16 protein-coding genes and 1 tRNA gene are annotated in these 18,873 nt (G+C 69.6%); 7 read left to right on the forward strand and 10 right to left on the reverse strand.

Annotated elements, in window-relative coordinates; genetic code table 11:
• Window positions 1-467: 467 nt before the first annotated feature.
• Window positions 468-1,823: a zinc-dependent metalloprotease gene (locus KYX17_RS13590; protein WP_243227521.1), complete on the reverse strand. Its 1,356-nt coding sequence runs from the start codon at window positions 1,821-1,823 to the stop codon at window positions 468-470.
• Window positions 1,824-1,946: 123 nt separating this feature from the next.
• Here KYX17_RS13590 and KYX17_RS13595 point away from each other — a divergent pair, with 123 nt between their 5' ends.
• Window positions 1,947-3,068 carry a S16 family serine protease gene (locus KYX17_RS13595; RefSeq protein WP_308220889.1) on the forward strand — a complete coding sequence of 374 codons (1,122 nt, stop codon included), beginning with the start codon at window positions 1,947-1,949 and terminating at the stop codon, window positions 3,066-3,068.
• A 63-nt stretch (window positions 3,069-3,131) separates the two neighbouring features.
• Entirely contained in the window at window positions 3,132-6,032 is a 2,901-nt protein-coding gene (locus tag KYX17_RS13600; protein ID WP_243227522.1) for a UPF0182 family protein, read from the forward strand.
• Between the two features lie 151 nt (window positions 6,033-6,183).
• Here KYX17_RS13600 and KYX17_RS13605 read toward each other — a convergent pair whose 3' ends face one another.
• The 7 genes from KYX17_RS13605 to idi are packed head-to-tail and all read right to left on the reverse strand — an operon-like array spanning window position 6,184 to window position 11,721.
• Window positions 6,184-7,068 carry a prenyltransferase gene (locus KYX17_RS13605; protein ID WP_243227523.1) on the reverse strand — a complete coding sequence of 295 codons (885 nt, stop codon included), beginning with the start codon at window positions 7,066-7,068 and terminating at the stop codon, window positions 6,184-6,186.
• Window positions 7,065-7,370, reverse strand: a complete 306-nt coding sequence (locus tag KYX17_RS13610; protein WP_243227524.1) for a lycopene cyclase domain-containing protein — start codon at window positions 7,368-7,370, stop codon at window positions 7,065-7,067. The genes KYX17_RS13605 and KYX17_RS13610 overlap by 4 nt, the downstream gene beginning before the upstream one ends.
• Entirely contained in the window at window positions 7,367-7,693 is a 327-nt protein-coding gene (locus tag KYX17_RS13615) for a lycopene cyclase domain-containing protein (protein ID WP_243227525.1), read from the reverse strand. The genes KYX17_RS13610 and KYX17_RS13615 overlap by 4 nt, the downstream gene beginning before the upstream one ends.
• Entirely contained in the window at window positions 7,693-9,246 is a 1,554-nt protein-coding gene (gene crtI / locus KYX17_RS13620; protein WP_243227526.1) for a phytoene desaturase family protein, read from the reverse strand. Before crtI ends, KYX17_RS13615 begins: the two co-directional genes overlap by 1 nt.
• Window positions 9,243-10,115, reverse strand: coding sequence for a squalene/phytoene synthase family protein (locus KYX17_RS13625; protein ID WP_243227527.1), 873 nt, complete (start codon window positions 10,113-10,115; stop codon window positions 9,243-9,245). The genes crtI and KYX17_RS13625 overlap by 4 nt, the downstream gene beginning before the upstream one ends.
• Complete coding sequence (locus KYX17_RS13630) at window positions 10,112-11,170, reverse strand: polyprenyl synthetase family protein (protein ID WP_243227528.1); 1,059 nt, start codon at window positions 11,168-11,170, stop codon at window positions 10,112-10,114. The genes KYX17_RS13625 and KYX17_RS13630 overlap by 4 nt, the downstream gene beginning before the upstream one ends.
• Window positions 11,167-11,721, reverse strand: coding sequence for an isopentenyl-diphosphate Delta-isomerase (idi, locus tag KYX17_RS13635; RefSeq protein ID WP_243227529.1), 555 nt, complete (start codon window positions 11,719-11,721; stop codon window positions 11,167-11,169). The genes KYX17_RS13630 and idi overlap by 4 nt, the downstream gene beginning before the upstream one ends.
• A gap of 76 nt (window positions 11,722-11,797) precedes the next feature.
• On the opposite strand from idi, the gene KYX17_RS13640 reads away from it, so the two are divergent.
• Window positions 11,798-12,280 (forward strand): MarR family winged helix-turn-helix transcriptional regulator, encoded by a 483-nt coding sequence (locus KYX17_RS13640; protein WP_243227530.1) that lies wholly within the window; start codon window positions 11,798-11,800, stop codon window positions 12,278-12,280.
• Window positions 12,281-12,356: 76 nt separating this feature from the next.
• On the opposite strand, the gene KYX17_RS13645 is transcribed toward KYX17_RS13640, so the two are convergent.
• Window positions 12,357-12,430: transfer RNA gene (locus KYX17_RS13645), tRNA-Met, on the reverse strand.
• 86 nt (window positions 12,431-12,516) lie between these two features.
• Between KYX17_RS13645 and KYX17_RS13650 the strand changes: the two genes are divergently transcribed.
• The gene (locus KYX17_RS13650) at window positions 12,517-13,320 is read left to right on the forward strand and encodes a carbon-nitrogen hydrolase family protein (RefSeq protein WP_243227531.1); all 804 of its coding nucleotides are present in this window, start codon (window positions 12,517-12,519) and stop codon (window positions 13,318-13,320) included.
• A 1-nt stretch (window position 13,321) separates the two neighbouring features.
• Here KYX17_RS13650 and KYX17_RS13655 read toward each other — a convergent pair whose 3' ends face one another.
• A complete protein-coding gene (locus KYX17_RS13655) occupies window positions 13,322-14,521 on the reverse strand; it encodes an aminotransferase class I/II-fold pyridoxal phosphate-dependent enzyme (protein ID WP_243227532.1) in 1,200 nt (399 codons plus the stop codon).
• A gap of 98 nt (window positions 14,522-14,619) precedes the next feature.
• On the opposite strand from KYX17_RS13655, the gene KYX17_RS13660 reads away from it, so the two are divergent.
• The 3 genes from KYX17_RS13660 to KYX17_RS13670 are packed head-to-tail and all read left to right on the forward strand — an operon-like array spanning window position 14,620 to window position 18,872.
• Complete coding sequence (locus KYX17_RS13660; RefSeq protein WP_243227533.1) at window positions 14,620-16,119, forward strand: S1C family serine protease; 1,500 nt, start codon at window positions 14,620-14,622, stop codon at window positions 16,117-16,119.
• Between the two features lie 48 nt (window positions 16,120-16,167).
• Entirely contained in the window at window positions 16,168-17,427 is a 1,260-nt protein-coding gene (locus KYX17_RS13665) for a CDP-glycerol glycerophosphotransferase family protein (RefSeq protein WP_243227534.1), read from the forward strand.
• Window positions 17,424-18,872, forward strand: coding sequence for a CDP-glycerol glycerophosphotransferase family protein (locus KYX17_RS13670; protein WP_243227535.1), 1,449 nt, complete (start codon window positions 17,424-17,426; stop codon window positions 18,870-18,872). Before KYX17_RS13665 ends, KYX17_RS13670 begins: the two co-directional genes overlap by 4 nt.
• Window position 18,873 lies beyond the last annotated feature (1 nt).

Here is an 18,873-nt window from a genome sequence, read left to right on the forward strand (position 1 = left end):
GACGAACGACTCCAGCATGACGACCGTGCAGTGCTCGTCGGGGTCGGTCACGAGTTCCACGGAGGTGTCGAGCAGCCGGATCACGGCGACAGCGACGGCACCGTCGATCGCGTCGGAGACCTCGAATCCCACTCGCGTGCGGGGAGCGTCCGAGCACAGGACGGGAGCGAGCTGTTCCAGCACGTCGCTCACGGCCGCACGGTCCGCCCCGAGCGAGGCGGCGAGAGTGATCGCGTCGTTGGCGCTGATGCCCGTGCGCAGCGCATGCACGAGCCATTCGTGCCACGGCTCGGCCCCCGCGATCACGGCGCGTGCCTCGTCTCCGAACTGCAGCGTGCGCTCGTCGCGCCAGACCGGCGGATAGGCGGGATCGAGTCGGAGCATGCCCCGATTCTGTTCCCGTCGACACCGACGCCGTGGTTGTCCACACCGCCGCCTCGCCACGCGGAGCGGCTGGGGAGGAGAGATCAGACGGGGCGGGGGCCTTCGGGCCCCTCACCGCCCTCCTCCTCGGCGAGCAGCTGCTCGAGGGCCTCGTCCATCGCATCGCGCTCCGGTGCCTCGCCCCGCGCGCGTGCCGACAGCCGCTCGATCAGCGCGGTCGGGTCGTCGATGTCGGCCGCGCCCGGAAGCAGGTCCGGGTAGTCCCAGAGGGCGTCGCGACCGGCGACACCGACGGCGTCGGTGACCTGTCGCCACATCGCGGCGGCCTCCCGCATCCGTCGCGGACGCAGCTCGAGGCCGACGAGGGAACCCAGTGCCTTCTCGGCGGGACCGCCGACCGCGCGACGGCGCCGGACGACCTCCGCGATGCGGTCGGCGCTGGGCAAGCGGTGGGTCGCGTCGGCCGTCACGATGTCGACCCAGCCTTCGATGAGAGCGAGGAGGGTCTCCAGGCGGGTGAGGGCAAGGTTCTGCTGCTCCGTGCGCTCGGGAAGCAGCGCACCGCTCTCGAGGGCCTGGCGCAGTTCCTCGGGCTGGCTGGGATCGAAGCGCTCCGCGAGCTCTTCGAGCCGGCTCGTGTCGACGTGGATGCCGCGGGCGAACTCGGTCACCTGCGCGATGACGTCCAGGCGCAGCCAGCGGGCGTGGCGGAACAGGCGCGCATGGGCGAGCTCACGGGTCGCGACGTACAGCGCGAGCTGATCCTCCGGGATCTCCAGGCCCTGGCCGAAGTCGGCGAAGTTCTGCGGCAGGATCGCCGCGGCACCGGCGGGCATGACGGGAAGTCCCACGTCGCCGCCGCTGACGACCTCCATGGACAGACGCCCCACCACCTGGCCCAGTTGGGTCGCGAACAGCGAGCCGCCGATCGAGCGCATCATGCGTCCCGCGCCCTGGAGCATGGACTGCATCTCCTCGGGGGCCTGCTCGGCCAGCGTGGCGGTGAGGGCATCGGCGATGCTCGTGGCGACCGGTTCGGCGAGCTCGCGCCAGACCGGCATCGTGGCCTCCACCCACGCGCCGCGGGTCAGAGCGCGCGGCGCCTCGGCGAGCTCGGAGATCGTGGTGGCCTCGCCGAGCCACAGGGTCGCGAGGGAGAAGGCCTGGTCGAGATCGCTGCGCGAGCCTGCGCCCACGCCGAGGTCGCTCTGGTTCGCGATGTGCAGGGCCTGTCGCTCCGCCGCATCCCACGCGATCGAGCCGTCCGAGCTCGTGAAGGCGCGCTGCATCTGGCCCATCATCTGCTGCATCATCGCCGGGTCGATGCCCATCTGCTGGAGCTGTCGCAGCTGCTCCGGGTCCAGACCGTCCGCTCCGAACAGCTGGCGCAGCAGCTCCTGGAACTGGTCTTCGGGGCTCCGGTCGTCCTCGTCTGCCACGTCAGGCGCCTTTCAGCCGGGGGATAACGTCCCGTTCTACGCTAGTCGCAGGGATACATCGCACAGCCGGGCGAGCACGACTTCGCCGTACGCCGGCCGCGAACGGCCGACGGAAGAGGCACAGTGACATTGTTCGAGACCCCGGGCGTGATCGCGCCCGAGCCGCCGCGTCGACGCATGCCGCGGGGCGCGGTGGCCGGTATCTGGGCGCTGATCGTCGCCCTCCTGGCGTTGCTGGCGATGTCGTTCTTGCCCAGCCCGTACGTGATCGAGCGTCCCGGTCCCGTCTACAACACGCTCGGGGAGGTCACCGACGCCGACGGCAAGGACGTGCCGTTGATCGCCATCGACGGCGCCGAGACCTATCCGACGGACGGATCGCTGGACCTGCTCACCGTGCAGGTCGTCGGCTCACCCGAGCAGCGGCTATCCTGGCTGGACGCGGCCGTCGCCTGGTTCGACCCCACCAAGGCGGTGGTCCCGATCGAGCAGATCTTCCCGACGGGGCAGACGAGCGAGCAGCGATCGGAACAGAACACCGCGATGATGGTGGACTCGCAGGCGGATGCCACCGCCGCCGCACTCACGCATCTCGGCTACGACGTGAGCCCTCAGCTGCAGGTCACCGCCGTCGCCGACGGATCGCCCGCGAGCGGTCAACTCCAGGCGGGCGATCGCGTGCTGCAGGCGAACGGCACGGCCGTCACGACGGCCGACGGCCTGCGCCGCATCATCAACGACGGTGCGGGCGCGCCCGTCCAGATCCTCGTCGACCGCGGCGGCGCCCAGGAGAGCGTGACGGTCACGCCGCAGGAGGGAACGGGTGAAGCGGCGGGCATCTGGCAGATCGGGATCACCCTGACCGTGTCCTACACGTTCCCCTTCGACGTCCAGGTGCAGCTCAACAACGTCGGCGGGCCGTCGGCGGGCATGATGTTCGCGCTGGGAATGATCGATCAGCTCACTCCGGGCGAGCTCAACGGAGGCGCGCAGGTCGCCGGCACCGGCACCATCACGGCCGACGGCGAGGTGGGCCCCATCGGCGGCATCCGTCAGAAGCTCTGGGGTGCGCACGACGCCGGTGCGCAGTACTTCCTCGCGCCCGAGAGCAACTGCGACGAGGTCGTGGGACACGTTCCGGACGGTCTTCGTGTCTTCTCGGTGTCGACGCTCGACGATGCCGTCGACGTGCTGGACGCGATCTCGTCCGACGCCGATCTGGAGGCGCTGCCCACCTGCAGCTGACCGATCGCCGTGCATAGCGGCCTCACGGCGACCGCTGGCGTATGCCCCTCGTAGGATGAAGGGGTGACTTCGACCGCAGCGCCGACGCCCGTCCCTGTCAATAGATCCCGGCGGGTGATCGCCATCTCGCTTGCCGTCATCGCGGCGCTCGCGGTGGGGTTCTTCCTCTTCGCGAGCCTCTACGCCGACTGGCTCTGGTACGACCAGCTCGGCTACTCGACGGTTCTGACCACGCAGTGGCTCTGGCGCGCCGCGATGTTCGTCGTCGGCTTCCTCGGGATGGCCATCCCGATCTGGATCACGATCCAGCTCGCCTATCGGCTGCGACCGGTCTACGTGCGACTGAGCTCCCAGCTCGACCGTTACCAGGAGGTCGTCGAGCCGCTGCGCCGTCTCGCCATGTGGGGGATCCCGGTCTTCTTCGGCTTCTTCGCCGGTTTCGCGACCTCGGCGCAGTGGGAGACCGCGGCGCTGTGGCTGGGCGGCGTCCACACCGACACCGCCGACCCGCAGTTCGGCATGGACACCGGCTTCTACCTGTTCGCGCTGCCGTTCTATCAGGGCGCCGTCGGCTTCGCCTCGGCGGTCGTCCTGGTAGCACTGCTGGTCACCGCGCTCGTGTCCTACCTCTACGGTTCGGTGCGCATCGGCCAGCGTGAGCTGCGCATCTCCAAGCCCGCCCGCATCCAGCTCGCGATCATCGCGGGCCTCTACCTGCTGCTGCAGGGTGCGAGCCTGTTCCTCGACCGCTTCGGCACCTTGACGCAGGCGGGTGACCGGATCACGGGTGCGAGCTACACGACCGTCAACGCGACGATCCCCGGCCTCACGATCCTCTCGATCGTCGCCGCCTTCGTCGCCGTGCTCTTCTTCGTCACGGCCGTCGTCGGACGCTGGCGCTACCCGCTGATCGCGACCGCCCTGCTGGTGGTCACCTCGCTCGTGGTGGGGGTGGCGTACCCGTGGATCCTCAACACCGTCCAGGTGCGGCCCAACCAGCGCACGCTCGAGATGCCGTACTTCGAGCGGAACCTCGAGGCGACCAAGACGGCGTTCAACATCGAGGGTCTCGACACGACGTCGTACGACGCGAAGACCGATGCCGAGCCCGGTCAGCTGCGCTCGGACGCCGAGACGACCGCATCCATCCGCATCATGGACCCGGCGATCATCCAGCCGACCGTGCGTCAGCTGCAGCAGTACCGTCCGTACTACCGCTTCGAGGACCCGCTCGATGTGGACCGGTACAAGATCGACGGTCAGACGCAGGACACCGTGGTCTCGGTCCGCGAGGTGAACACCGCGGGCCTCGGCGATGCGGCTTCCTGGCAGAACACCACCCTCGTGTACACCCACGGTTACGGCCTCGTTGTCGCCAAGGGCAACGAGCGCACGACCGACGGTGACCCCGTCTTCATCGAGGGCAGCATCCCCGCATCCGGGTTCCTCACCGACGAGCAGTACGAACCGCGGATCTACTTCGGCGAGAACTCGCCCGCGTACTCGATCGTGGGTGCGCCCGAGGGTACGACGCCGATCGAGCTGGACTATCCGTCGGCGAGCGACGGCGGCAACGACACCCGCACGACCTTCGACGGCGACGGCGGCCCGTCCATCGGCAACATGTTCAACCGCCTCATCTACGCACTGAAGTTCCAGTCGGAGCAGATCGTGTTCTCCGACTCGATCAACGAGAACTCGCAGATCCTCTACGACCGCGACCCCGCGGTGCGCGTGCAGAAGGCGGCGCCGTACCTCACGCTCGACTCCGACCCGTATCCGAGCGTCGTGGACGGCCGCGTGGTGTGGATCGTCGACGGTTACACGACGAGCGACCAGTACCCGTACTCGACGGCGACGAGCATGTCGCAGGCCATCGAGGATGCGAACAACCCCACTCCGCGCGTCGCGCTCGACAACGTCAACTACATCCGCAACTCGGTGAAGGCGACCGTCGACGCCTACGACGGCAAGGTCACGCTCTACGCCTGGGACGACACCGACCCGCTGCTGCAGGCGTGGCAGAACGTCTTCCCGACGACGATCAAGCCGGTTTCGGACATGTCCGCCGACCTGATGAGCCACGTGCGCTACCCGACCGACCTGTTCAAGGTGCAGCGCGCGATGCTCGGTGAGTACCACGTCGACACGGCGCAGTCGCTGTACGAGCGCGACAACGCGTGGTCCACGCCGGCCGACCCGCAGAACCCCGACGTCAACCAGCCGCCGTACTACCTGAGCATGAAGATGCCCGGTCAGGACGAGCCGAGCTACTCGATGTTCACGAGCTTCATCCCGCAGTCGACGGGCACGGAGTCGCGCAACGTCCTCATGGGATACCTCTCGGTGGACTCGGATGCGGGCAGCCAGGCGGGCGTGAAGAGCCCGGACTACGGCAAGCTCAGGCTCTTGGAGATCACGGCGGGCGCCACCATCCCCGGTCCCGGCCAGGTGCAGAACACGTTCAACTCGGATCCCGGGATCTCGGCGCAGATCAACATCCTGAAACAGGGGCAGTCGAACGTCATCAACGGCAATCTGCTGACCCTCCCCGTCGGCGGGGGACTGCTGTACGTGCAGCCGGTGTTCGTGCAGGCCTCCAGCGGTACGCAGCTGCCGCAGCTGCAGAAGGTGCTCGTCGCCTTTGGTACGGAGGTCGCGTTCGAGGACACCCTGAACGAGGCGCTCAACGCCCTGTTCGGGGGCGACTCCGGCGCCAACGCGGGTGATCAGGACGTCGCGCCCGATCCCGGCACGACGCCCTCGCCCGAGCAGACCGGCGGCAGCGACGGCTCGTCGGGCGGCAGCACCGGAAGCCCCGACTACCAGGCCGCGCTGCAGGATGCCCGACAGGCGCTGCTCGACCGGGACGCCGCGCTCAAGGCCGGTGACTGGACGAAGTACGGCGAGGCCGACAGCCGGCTCACCGCCGCGGTCGACAAGCTGATCCAGCTCGGCGGCTGACCCGCATCCCTCTCACCCCCCGCGAGACTGCATTTCGAGCACGAGATCACGGTATTTGCCCGTGATCTCGTGTGGGAAATGCAGTCTCGCGGCATTGCGCGCTCGCGGCATTGCGCGGATGCGGGAGCGGGAGGGGGATGCGGGGCGCGCGTCAGGCGGTGAGCAGCGCGTACCAGATGAGCAGTAGGGTCGTGCCGAAACCACCCAGCTGATTGAGCCACAGGAATCGTCCCCAGCCGACCGTGGCCCGCTCGCACGTGTCGTCGGTGATCGAGCGGTATGGCCAGAGGGTGAGGAGGTACGGGATGACGAGCAAGCCTCCGAGCGGTCCGGGCCAGGCCGACGCGAGCATCACGAGACCCGCCGCGAAGTAGCATCCGAGCGCGAACCACACGGTCCACCGCGCGCCGCGCACGGTCGCGATCGAGGAGATGCCGGCCTCGCGGTCCGCGGTGACGTCCTGCACGGCGCCGAACGCGTGGGAAGCGACGCCCCACAGGGCGAAGGCGACGAGGACGGCGATGAGCCCCGGCGTGAAGGTCGCGCCCGCGAGGACGAGCCCGTACACGGCCGGTGAGAAGAAGTGGATGCTGCTCGTCATCGAATCGGCGAACGGCACCTCTTTGAGACGCAGCGGCGGCGCCGAGTAGAACACCACGAAGAACAGGCTGAGCGCGAGCACGACCCAGGATGCGGGCGAGCCGACCGCGACGAGGTACACGACGAACGGCAGGCACGACAGCGCCGCCGCCCACAGGGTGATCCGGTGCATCCGCCGGTCGAGGACGGCGCCGTGCGCGCCGCCTTTTCGTGGATTGCGAAGATCCGACTCGTAGTCGAAGACGTCGTTCACGCCGTACATCGCGAGGTTGTAAGGGACGAGGAAGAACAGCGTGCCGACGATGAGCGTCAGATCCACCGTTCGCGTGGTCATCACGACGGCCGCCGCGAAAGGGAACGCCGTGTTGATCCAGCTCACAGGGCGCGACGAGACGAACAGCGTGCGCAGGATGTCGGCGGGGCGGAGGTCGGTCATTCGCTCTTCCGAGTCGGGAGCAGCGAGAGCACGGCGGGAACGCCGAACGCTGCGCACAGCGGGTAGGAGAAGTCCTCGATCGGTGCAAGTCCGATCCGGATGCCGCTGAGATGCTCCGCGGGATAGGTGAACAGATCGAGGGCGATCATCACGTTATCGAAGACCGCGGTCAGCGCGAACAGCACGACGGCGGTGGCGAGGCTGGCCCGCATCCGTCGGGCGAAGCCGGGTCGGCGGGCGCTGACCGCGGTGACGACGGCGGTCAGCAGCACGAACGGCAGCACGATCAGCGGGTAGGTCATACGGTGTCTCGCCGACGTCTCGTGACACGGAGGGATGCGGCGTGCACGACGAGCGCGAGGTAGCACAGGAACGCGAGGAACACCGGCTCCTCGAGCGGGAGGTGAGGTGCGAGATCGATGCCGAGGAGCAGGGGGCTGCCGCCCTTGACGAACACGCCCGTTGCGATGCCGACGGCGTCCCACACGAGGAAGAACACGGTTCCGATGCCGACGGCTGCCGCCGTGCGCCCCGGCCGGGCCCACAGGGCCAGCCGGAATCGGGCATCGAGAGCGCCCACCCCGGCGATGCTGATAAGCAGCGCCAGCAGGTAGAGACCCGGCATCACACCGCCTCGGCTATCGGCTCGGCGAGGGGGCCCGCCGAGCGGTCGCCGCGCAGTCGCTTGACGACGAGCTCGGCGGAGATGAGGCACATCGGCAGCCCGATGCCCGGCAGCACGGACGCGCCCGCGTAGTAAAGTCCCTCGACTTTGGCGGAGGCGTTGCGGGGCCGGAACAGGGCGCTCTGCGTGAGCGGATGCGCGAGGCCCAGGGCGTTGCCGCGCCAGGCGTGCAGGTCGCTCTCGAAGTCGCCGGGGGCGATCGTGCGGCGCACGACCACGCGATCGCGCAGGTCGGGGACACCGCACCAGGCGGCGATCTGATCGATGGCCGCATCCGCCGCGCGCTCGATGACGACGTCACCGGCCCCGTCGACACCGCCGTGGCCGAGGCTCGGATCCGCGGGGATGGGCACCAGGACGAAGAGGTTCTCGTGGCCCTCGGGCGCGACGGAGGGGTCGGTCGCGCTGGGGCGGCAGACATAGAGCGACGCCGGGTCCGGGATGCGGGTCGCGTCGCCGAAGATGGCGGCGAAGTTCGTGCGCCAGTCCTCCGTGAACAGGAGCGTGTGGTGGGCGAGTTCGGGGAGCTCGCCCTTCACGCCGAGCAGCACGAGAAGCGCGCCGTAGCTCGGCGTCTTCGACTGCCACCAGGACTCCGGGTAGGTGCGGTACCGCTCGGGGACGAGGCGGGTCTCCGTGTGGTGCAGATCGGCGGTGGAGACCACGATGTCGGCGTCGAAGCGGCGGCCGTCGGCGGTGACGACGCCGCGCGCGACGCCGTCGGCGACGAGGATGCGATCGACGTTCACACCGGTCTCGATCACGACGCCGCGCTCGGTCGCGACGCGCGCGATGGCGTCGATCAGCGCGGTGAAGCCCCCCTGCGGATAGCGCACCCGATCATCGAGATCGAGGTGGCTCATGAGGTGGTAGAGGCTCGGCAGCTGGTACGGCGAGCCGCCCAGGAAGACGCCGGCGTAGCCGAGGATCTGGCGCAGGCGCGTGTCGGTGAAGCGCTTGTCGATCCTGGACTGCAGCGGCTGGGTCAGCAGGCGCGTCAGGTGGCCCAGCCGGCGCAGGATCGAACGGTCCGTGAGGTTGCCGAGCGACTCGTAGGTGTCGTACAGGAAGCGGGAGACGGCGAGATCGTACGCCTCGCCGGCCGAGTCCAGGTACGCATCCAGACGCGCACCGGCTCCCGGCTCGATCGACTCGAACAGGGCGGTCGCTTCTTCACGACCAGATACGACGTCGACGGGTGCCTCATCGAGGTGGGATTCGGCATAGACGCGGTACGCGGGCACGAGATCGACGAGATCGAGCTGTTCTGCGGTCGTCGTCCCCAGCAGGCGGAAGAAGTGGTCGAACACCTCCGGCATCAGGTACCAGCTGGGACCGGTGTCGAAGCGGAAGCCGTCGCGCTCCCATGAGCCCGCCCGGCCGCCCACCGCGCCACGCCCCTCGAGGAGGGTCACCTCGTGCCCGTCGTTCGCGAGCAGGGCGGCCGTGGCGAGCCCCGCGATCCCGCCTCCGATGACGACGGTGCGACTCATGAGCGCTCCTTCAGGGGTGCGGCGCCCAGCCAGGCGCGGGCGGCGAGAACCGCCTTCTGCGATGTGGGAACACGCACGCGCCCTTCGGCGGACGCCTGGCGTAGGCGCGCAGAGAGTGCGGCGAAGAGATCGTGGGCCGCTGTGACGGCCCTGCGGCAGTCCGAAGGCAGGAGGGGGATGGTGGCGGCTGCCGTTGCGAGGTCTCGGTCGATCCGGTCGAGCACGTCGTCCCGCGTGCGCTCGACGCCGTCGACGGCGAGGTAGTCCCGGCCGAGAGCTCCCGCATCGTGCTCCAGGTCTCGAAGGAAGTTGACGTCCTGGAAGGCGCGCCCGAGCGCGCGTGCGCCCGTCACGAGCTCGGCCGGGGGAGCGGAGGGAGAGCGGCGTCCCGCGTTCTCGAAGACGGCGAGACACATCAGCCCCACCACTTCGGCCGATCCGTACACGTACGCGTCGTGCGACAGGTCGTCGTGTTCGCGCACGCCGAGATCCGTCCGCATCGAGGCGAAGAACGGGGCCGTCAGGTCCTCGCCGATTCCGCACTCGCGAGCGGTCAGGGCGAAGGCATGCACGACGAGGTTCGCGCTGAATCCTCGCTCGACGGCTGCACGGGTCTCGCGCTCGAACGCGTCCAGCACTTCTTGCTGCCGCTCGCGGTCGAGCCCGGCCTCTCCGGCCGGTCCGTCCACGATCTCGTCCGCGACACGAACGAGCGCATAGACATTGCGGATGTGGGGGCGTGTGCGCGGGCTGAGGAGCCCGGTCGCGAGGGCGAACGAGGTGGAGTACGCGCGGATGACGGATGCGGCGGCCGCCACCGCCGTGCGGTCGTAGAGGGAGAGTCCGCTCGGCTGATCGCGCGCGCTCACGGCATCCTCTCCGCGATGCGGGTCGCGAGCTCGTCGACGAGCGCGACAGCTGCGGGGGAGAGGGTGGCGGCATCGGCTCGCGCGGAGCGGAGCGTTTCGTCGATGAGCACCGCGAGGCGCTCGCGGGCGCCTGTCGCATCCAGCGCGCGCTGTGCGGCGAGCACCGCCACGGGCCCCGTGTGTGCGACCGCGAGCGCCTCCGCGACCGCGTCGCGGCCCGCCCCCTGCTGCGCCAGGACCACAAGCGGAGTGCGCTTGGCCTCGCGAAGATCGCTGCCCGCATCCCGCCCGGCTTGGTCGGCCGTGCCGAACGCGCCGATCAGGTCATCGACGAGCTGGAAGGCGAGTCCCAGCGCGCCGCCGGCGCGGCGCAGCGCCTCGAGCTCGGGCTCGCTCGCGCCGGCGAGCAGAGCACCTGCACGCAGCGGCGCGTCGAAGGAGTACACGGCGGTCTTGTCGTGTGCGGTCGTCAGCACGGACGCGGCCTCCGCCGGGTGCAGTCCCAGCGCGTTCTCGACGTCGGCGAGCTCGCCGGCGGCCGAGACCGACACGGCGTCGTCGAAGAGCTCCACGAGTGCGGTCCGGGTCGCTGCGGGCACGTCGACGAGCGCGAGGATGCGGGTGGCTTCGTACAACAGCAGGTCGCCCCCGAGGATCGCCGCGGCGTCGCCGAGATCGTTCGCGCCCGAGCGGGACGCTCCTGCCGCGGTGGCACGCGTGCGGAACTCGCCGGAGATGTTCAGCACGCCGCGGCGCTGGACGTCGTGGTCGATCACGTCATCGTGCACCACGAACGCCGCGTGCAGCAGTTCGAAGGCCGCAGCGACCTCGTACACCGCCGGCAGCGCCTCGTCCGCGCCGTCGAATGCGAGATACGCGCCCACGACGTTGGCCGGCCGGAAGCGCTTTCCTCCGGTGGCCGCGCGCGTGACCGCGGCGGTGAGCGCGGCGTAGGCGTCTGCGCCGTCGGTCGCGCGGCGACGGATGCGGGCGAGAGCCGCATCGACCGCCGCGTCGATCCCGGCGCGGTTGTCCGCGCTGAGCCAGGAGATCATCGCGTCGCCGCCTGCATCCGTCGCTGGGTGACGAACAGATCGAGCTGACGTGCTTGCAGCACGAGCCAGGGGCTGAACGCCCACTCCGCGGCATCGAGGGCTGCCACCAGGTCGGCGGGATGCACCCATTGCGTCTCGAGCACCTCGAGCGGATTGGGTTGCGGCAGGTTCTCGGCGCGGGCGATGTAGACGGGGCAGATCTCGTTCTCCACGATCCCGCTCGCGTCGGTGGCGCGGTAACGGAAGAGGGGGAGGGCCAGTTCGATGTCGGTCAGGCGCAGTCCGAGTTCGGAGTCGGCGTGACGCTTCACGGCGTTCAGGAGGGGCTCGGCGGGCCGCGGGTGTCCACAGAAGGAGTTCGTCCACACGCCGGGCCAGGTGCGCTTGTGCAGGGCTCGACGGGTGACGAGGACGCGACCTTCGTCATCCAGAACATGGCAGGAGAAGGCGAGATGCAGCGCGGTGTCTGTACCGTGGACACTGCTCTTGGGCGCAGTCCCGATCTGGTTGCCCTCGTCATCCACAAGAATGACCTGTTCGATCTCGTCCATGCGCCCTTCCATTTTGCTAGTTTTACTAGCTAACCGAGTTCGATTGAGCATACATACGGCATGAGGGGGTGTCCACATGGCGAGTCCCGCTGACTCCGACGATACGTCGCGTGATATGGATCGCGCAGTATGGCGCGTCCTGTCGGCCGTGCGCGCCTTCAGCGACGCCATGGATCGCATGTACAGCGGCATGAAGGGCGACATGGACATGAACGCCACTGACCTCGCCGCTCTGCGCATGCTCATCATCCGCGAGCAGCGGGGACAGGACGTCAGTCCGCACGACATCGCGCGGCACCTGCGGATCTCGACCGCCTCCACCACGAAGCTGGTGGACCGTCTCGAGGACTCGGGGCGTGTCCTGCGCAAGCCGCATCCGGTCGATCGTCGGGCGCGGCTCATCTCGTTGACGGAGAAGTCCCGCACCGACTTCACGCACCACTTCCGCGACAGCATCGACGCGATGCGGGATGTCGCGTTCGACTACTCGCCGACGGAGCTCGCCGTGATCGCCGACTTCCTCGAACGGATGTCGGTCGGCATCGACCCGGACGCCTGAGGGGGAAATGCGCCCTGACCGGGGCTTCTCGCGCAAAGCAGAAGGCCCGGATCCGAGGATCCGGGCCTTCTTTTTGTTGCGGGGACAGGATTTGAACCTGCGACCTCTGGGTTATGAGCCCAGCGAGCTACCGAACTGCTCCACCCCGCGGCACAAGAGATAACACTAGCATGCGTTCGGGCAGTGCGCCAGTCGAGGCGGTTGCCGTCGCCCGCCGGCGCCACAAGGATGGGGGAGTGCCCGCCGTTCTCTCCCTCGCCGTCGCGCAGTTCGCCCCCACCGCCGATCGCACCGCCAACCTGGATCGGATCCGCCTCCTCGCGGCGCAGGGCGCCGCCCGCGGCGCCCGAGTCCTGGTGCTTCCGGAGTACAGCAGCTTCTTCGTCGACCCGTTCGACGCATCACTGCGTCAGAACGCGGAGCCCGGGCTCGACGGGCCGTTCGTGCGGGGTCTGCGCGACATCGCGCAGCGGGAGGACCTCACCCTCGTGGCGGGTCTGGTCGAGGCGGCAGATGCGGACCGCGTGCACAACACCGTCGTCGCGGTCGACGCCTCGGGCGTCGTCGCGAGCTACCGCAAGCAGCACCTCTACGACGCCTTCGGGCAGCAGGAGTCGGACTGGGTGGCTCCCGGAGACCTCGATGCGCCGCAGACCTTCACCGTCGACGGCGTCGTCTTCGGCATCATGACCTGCTACGACCTGCGTTTCCCCGAGGCCGCGCGCTGCATCGTCGATGCCGGCGCGCACGTCATCCTCGTGCCGGCCGAATGGGTGCGCGGTCCGCTGAAGGAGCAGCAGTGGCAGACCCTGCTGGCGGCGCGGGCGATCGAGAGCACGGCGTTCGTCGCGGCGGCCGATCACCCCGCGCCCGTCGGTGTCGGCCATTCCGCCATCATCGACCCGCAGGGCGTCGTGCTGGCCGGGCTCGCGGCGGGAGACGGGCTCGCGATCGCGCCGATCGACCTTGATGAGCTGGCGCGCATCCGCACCGTCAATCCGGCGCTGCAGCTGCGGCGCTACCGCGTGGTTCCTCGCTGAGTCACGCCAGCGCCGTCAGCCGGTGCACGGCCTCGGCGATGACCTCCGGGCGCTTGCAGGCTGCGAAGCGCACGAGGCTCGCGTACTCGTGCCGCCGCTCGTGCGCGGCGAACGCTGTCAGCGGGATCGCGACCACCCCGGCCACCTCCGGGAGGCGGCGGCAGAACTCATGGGCGTCGCTCACGCCGAGCGGCGCTGCATCCGCCACCGTGAAGTAGGACCCCCCGGCGCGGAACGGGGCGAACCCGGCAGCGCTGAGCCCGTCGCGCAGTGTGTCGCGCTTGCGCTGCAGCGCCGCACCGACGCCCGCGAAGAAGGCGTCGCTCAGGCGCAAACCCGCGGCCACGGCCGGCTGGAACGGCGCACCGTTGACATACGTGAGGAATTGTTTGACCGTGAGCACGGCGTCGATGAGGGATGCGGGGCCCGTCGCCCACCCGATCTTCCAGCCCGTCACAGAGAACGTCTTGCCCGCGGACGAGATCGAGATGGTGCGTTCGGCAGCGCCCGGCAGCGTCGCGATTGGCACGTGGCGGCGGCCATCGAAGACCAGGTGCTCGTACACCTCGTCGGTCACGATGATCGCATTGTGGCGGTGCGCGAGCCGCACGATCTCGGCACGCACATCGTCGGCGAACACGACACCGGTGGGATTGTGGGGATCGTTGAGCAGGATGACACGGGTGCGGTCCGTGACAGCGGTGGCGAGCCGACCGAGGTCGGGCTGGAAGTCGGGCCAGCGCAGGGGCACGGTCACGAGTGCGGCACCGGCCAGCGCCACATCCGCCGCATACGCGTCGTAATGGGGCTCGAAGACGACGACTTCGTCGCCGGGGCCTACGAGTGCGAGGAGGGTCGCGGCGAGTGCTTCGGTGGCCCCGGCGGTGACGAGCACCTCGCGATCGGGATCGACCTGCAATCCATAGAACCGCGTCTGGTGCTCGGCGATCGCGAGGCGAAGATCCGCCGTACCGCGACCGGGCGAGTACTGGTTGGCGCCCGTCGCGATCGCCTCACGGGCGATGTCGAGCAGTTCGGCGGGGCCATCCTCATCGGGGAAACCCTGGCCCAGGTTGATGGCGCCCGTCTCGGCCGCCAGTGCGCTCATCTCTGCGAAGATCGTAGGGGCGGGGGTGCCGTCCTCCGCGAGGAGTCCGGCGCCCGCGGCCACCCGCCGCCAGGGCGCGTTCTGGTTTCGCATTCAGCACACGTTAGTCCCATAGGGCTGTCCCACGACTGGCATAGGAAAAGCACAGAGATGACGGTCACAGTGAAGATCGCCTGTCAGAAGGAGCAACCATGAGTGACAACCAGGGCTCCCGCCCCGAATCCGAAGACTCTGTGTCCGAACCCGTCGCGCCCGCCGCATCGCCGCAGCCGGCCCCCGCGTCCGACGTGCCGACGACCCCGCCGGCCGCGGCCGCCCCCGCGGCTCCCGCCATGCCGCCGCGCCCGCCCTACCCCGCCACCTACCCGAAGGCCCCCGCGGGTTACGCCCCCGCAGGCGGTGCGACCGCGACGGGTCAGGCGTTCGGCCCCGGCGCTCAGACCGCGCCGACGCTTCCGCTGAGCGGCCCGACGCCGTCCGCCCCGGTACGCAAGAAGTCGACCGCCGGTCGCACCGTGGGTCTGCTCGTGGCCGCTGCCCTCGTCGGAGGCGCCGCGGGCGTGGGCGGAACCTACGCCGGCATCAGCATGTGGGGTCAGACCCAGACGACGGCGGCCAGCAGCCCCACCGTCGTGACCGTCAACGACACCGAGAAGGTCAACAACGTCACCGCCGTGGCCGCGAAGGTCCTGCCCAGTGTGGTCACGATCTCGGCCACCGCCGGAAGCAGTGGCGGCACGGGCAGCGGTGTGATCCTCTCCGCGGACGGCTACGTGCTGACCAACACCCACGTCGTCACGCTAGACGGCGCAACGGCCGACCCCACGCTCTCGGTGACGACATCCGACGGCAAGGTCTACAAGGCGACCGTCGTCGGCACCGACCCGACCTACGATCTCGCGGTCATCAAGCTGACGGATGCGTCGGGCCTCACGCCCGTGGAGTTCGCCGACTCGAGCAAGCTCAACGTAGGCGACCAGGCGATCGCACTCGGAGCGCCGCTCGGACTGGACAACACGGTCACGACCGGCATCGTCAGCGCTTTGAACCGCTCGATCGAGATCGCCTCCTCGGCGGCCCCGGAGGATTCGTCCACCGAGGGCGACAGCGGCCAGGGCCAGCAGGAGAGCCCGTTCCAGTTCGACTTCGGCCAGGGGCAGCAGCAGTCCACGTCCTCGAGCACGACGATCAAGATCGCCGTCATCCAGACGGATGCGGCGATCAACCCCGGTAACTCCGGCGGAGCCCTCGTGGACTCCGACGGCAACCTGATCGGTATCAACGTGGCCATCGCCTCCTCCGGCGGCAGCTCGTCGAGCGGTCAGTCGGGCAACATCGGCGTGGGCTTCTCCATCCCGGCCAACATCGCTCAGCGCGTCGCGAACGAGATCATCGAATCCGGCAGCGCAACGCACGGACTGCTCGGTGCGACCGTCGCCGACGCCGCCTCGCAGAAGAACGCCACCATCCAGGGCGCGTACATCCAGGACGTGTCCTCGGGCGGCGCGGCCGCCGGTGCGGGGCTTCGCTCCGGCGACATCGTCACGGAGTTCAACGGGGTTCCCGTCACCGATGCGATCGACCTCACCGCTCAGGTGCGTGCGGCCGCGGGCGGCTCCGAGGCCACGCTGAGCTACGTCCGCGACGGCAAGACCGAGACGGCCAAGCTCACGTTGGGCACGCTGCAGTAACCACACCGCTCCGACGGTTCGGACGCCACCTCGCGATAGGCTCGCGAGGTGGCGTCCTTCTCGTTCGGCGACGGCAATGCGAAGAAGCTCCTCGCCATCCCTTTCTATGCGGCCGGACGCGCCCTCACGCTGCTCGTGCCGCGGGCGCGTGGGAGGTGGGTGTTCGGATCGGCGGCGGGAATCGCCGACGGCGGCCTCGCTCTCTGGAACGAGACGGTCGCGCGCGGTCACCGCGCCGTCTGGCTGATCCGCACGGATGCGCAGGCGCGGGATGCGGCAGCTCGAGGCATCCCGCACGTCCGGGCCGATTCGCTGCGCGGACTCTGGCTCACGGCGCGCGCCGAGGTCGTCGTCGTCACGCACGGCTTCGGCGACGTCAACCGCTACGCCGTGTCCGGGTCATACCTCGTTCAGCTGTGGCACGGCATCCCGCTCAAGCGCATCGGCATCGACTCTCCCGAGACCCTGCGCAGCTCCTTCCTCCCGTCATCCCGACTGGTACGGTGTCTGCTCGCGCTCATGTACCGCGGTGCGACACGTCGGATCCGCCTCCTGCCGGCCGCCTCCCACCTCGTGCGCGGCCGCCTCGAGTCGGCGTTCTCGCTCGACGACTCCCGCGTGCCCGTCGTCGGAGAGCCGCGCGTCGACGTGCTGTCGCGGGGGACTGCGGCCGAACGTCGGGAGAGCGCTCGCCGACAGCTCGACGCACTGCTGGGTCCGCTCGCCGACGACCGGCTGGTGCTCTACGCCCCCACCTGGCGCGACGGCGACGACGACCCTGCGATCCCCACGGCCGCCGACTGGGAGCGGATCACCTCTCTGCTCGACGAGTACAGCGCGCGACTGATCGTCCGCCCGCATCCGCTGGGCGCCGGAGAGTACGCGCCGCCCGCGGGGGCGCAGCGTGTCCACCTGCTCGGCAGTGACCGTCTGGCCGATGTGACGCCGGTGCTTGCGGGCATGGATCTGCTCGTCACCGACTACTCCTCGCTGGCCTATGACTCCTCGCTCGTGCCGTTGCCGGTCGTCTACTTCGCCCCGGACGTCGATGACTACGCCCGTCGTCGCGGCTTCTACGGCACGTATGCCGACGTCGCGGGAGCGGATGTCGCCGTCGACTGGAAGGAGACGCTCGCGCAGATCGCGGCCGTGTTCTCGGACGACGACGAGCACCGGGCGCGGCTGGAGCGCGCCCGGCGATTGGATGCGGCGGTGCACGCGCACCGCGACGGCCGCAACGCTGAGCGGGTCTACCGGGCGATCATGGCGGCGATCGGTGGCAACGACCCTCGGGAGGAGATCGCATGACCACGGCGGAGTGGATCACCGGGAGCGCCGCTGCGCTCGTCGTGCGGGGAACGGGCGCGCGGCCCGAACGCGTCGAGTTGATCGGCGCCCGCGCGCGGGTGGCAGCTGCGCTGACGGGCCGAGGGAAGACGTGGACGGCGACACTCACGCTCTCCGCCTCCCGCTGGGGCGGGCCGGTGCTTCCGCTGCCGAGCGGACGTTACCGGGTGCACGTGGAGCGCGCAGACCCCGCGGAGCAGACCGATGCTCCCGAGCCTCTCACCCTCTCGCAGCTGGGGCCGGTGCGCGCGGCGCTGACCGGATGGGAGCTCGAGATCGGGCCGCCCGTGGACCCTGCATACGATGCCGGCGAGGCGCAGGAAGCCCTCGAGCGGCGCTACGTGACGGGGCGCGAGCGGTTGGAAGAAGCCGTCTTCTTCGAGAGCTTCTACGGACGAAACGCCAGTTGCAATCCGCTCGCGATCGACCGCGAGCTGCGCGAACGCGTGCCGGGCCTCGTACGGTACTGGAGCGTCGTGGACCTCTCCGTCGAGGTGCCTGAGGGGGCGATCGCCGTCGTGGAGGGGAGCCCGGACTGGTGGCGCGCACGCGCGGTCTCGCGCCTGCTGGTGGTCAACGACTGGCTGCGTCGCCGATACGTGCGCAGAACGGGACAGCACGTCGTCCAGACCTGGCACGGGACCCCCCTGAAGCGGCTGGCGCTTCATCGCCCCGGCTTCGACCCGCGGAGGGCGGTCGCCGTGGTGCGCGAATCGCTCCGGTGGAATGTGCTGCTGGCGCAGAACCCGTATGCGGCATCGATCCTCCGCCGCGCCTACGCGTTTGGGCGCCGACCCATCTGGGTCGAGGGCTACCCGCGCAACGACGTGCTGCGCACGGGGGATGCGGCGGCGGTGCGCGCGCGACTCGGCATCGGCGAGGACGAACGTGTCATCCTCTACGCGCCGACCTGGCGCGACGACCGCGAGCAGATCGTGGACTTCCTGGACGCCGAGAGGCTCGCTGCCGACACCGGCGCGGTGGTGCTGGTGCGCGGTCACTCGCGCACGCTGTTGCCCGGCACGGACGCCCGGGGCGCACGGGTCGTCGACGTGACGGGCTTCCCCGACACCGCGCAGTTGCTGCTGGCCGCCGACGCGCTGGTGACGGACTACTCGTCGGTGATGTTCGACTTCACCGTCACCGGCAAGCCGGTGTTCTTCTTCGTGCCCGACCTCGAGGACTACCGGGGACGCCTCCGAGGGTTCTACTTCGATCTCGCCGAGCGCGCCCCCGGGCCGCTCGTGCGCACGCAGGAGGAGTTGACCGCGGCCCTGACGCAGGACTCGGCGGCCTACGCCGACCGGTACGCCGCGTGGCAGCGCGCGTTCAACGCACGGGACGACGGCCACGCGGCAGAGCGCGTCGTCGCCCGCATCCTGGATCAGGGGCTGATCGGCGGCTGAG

The sequence above is a fragment of the Microbacterium sp. CIAB417 genome, assembly GCF_022788845.1.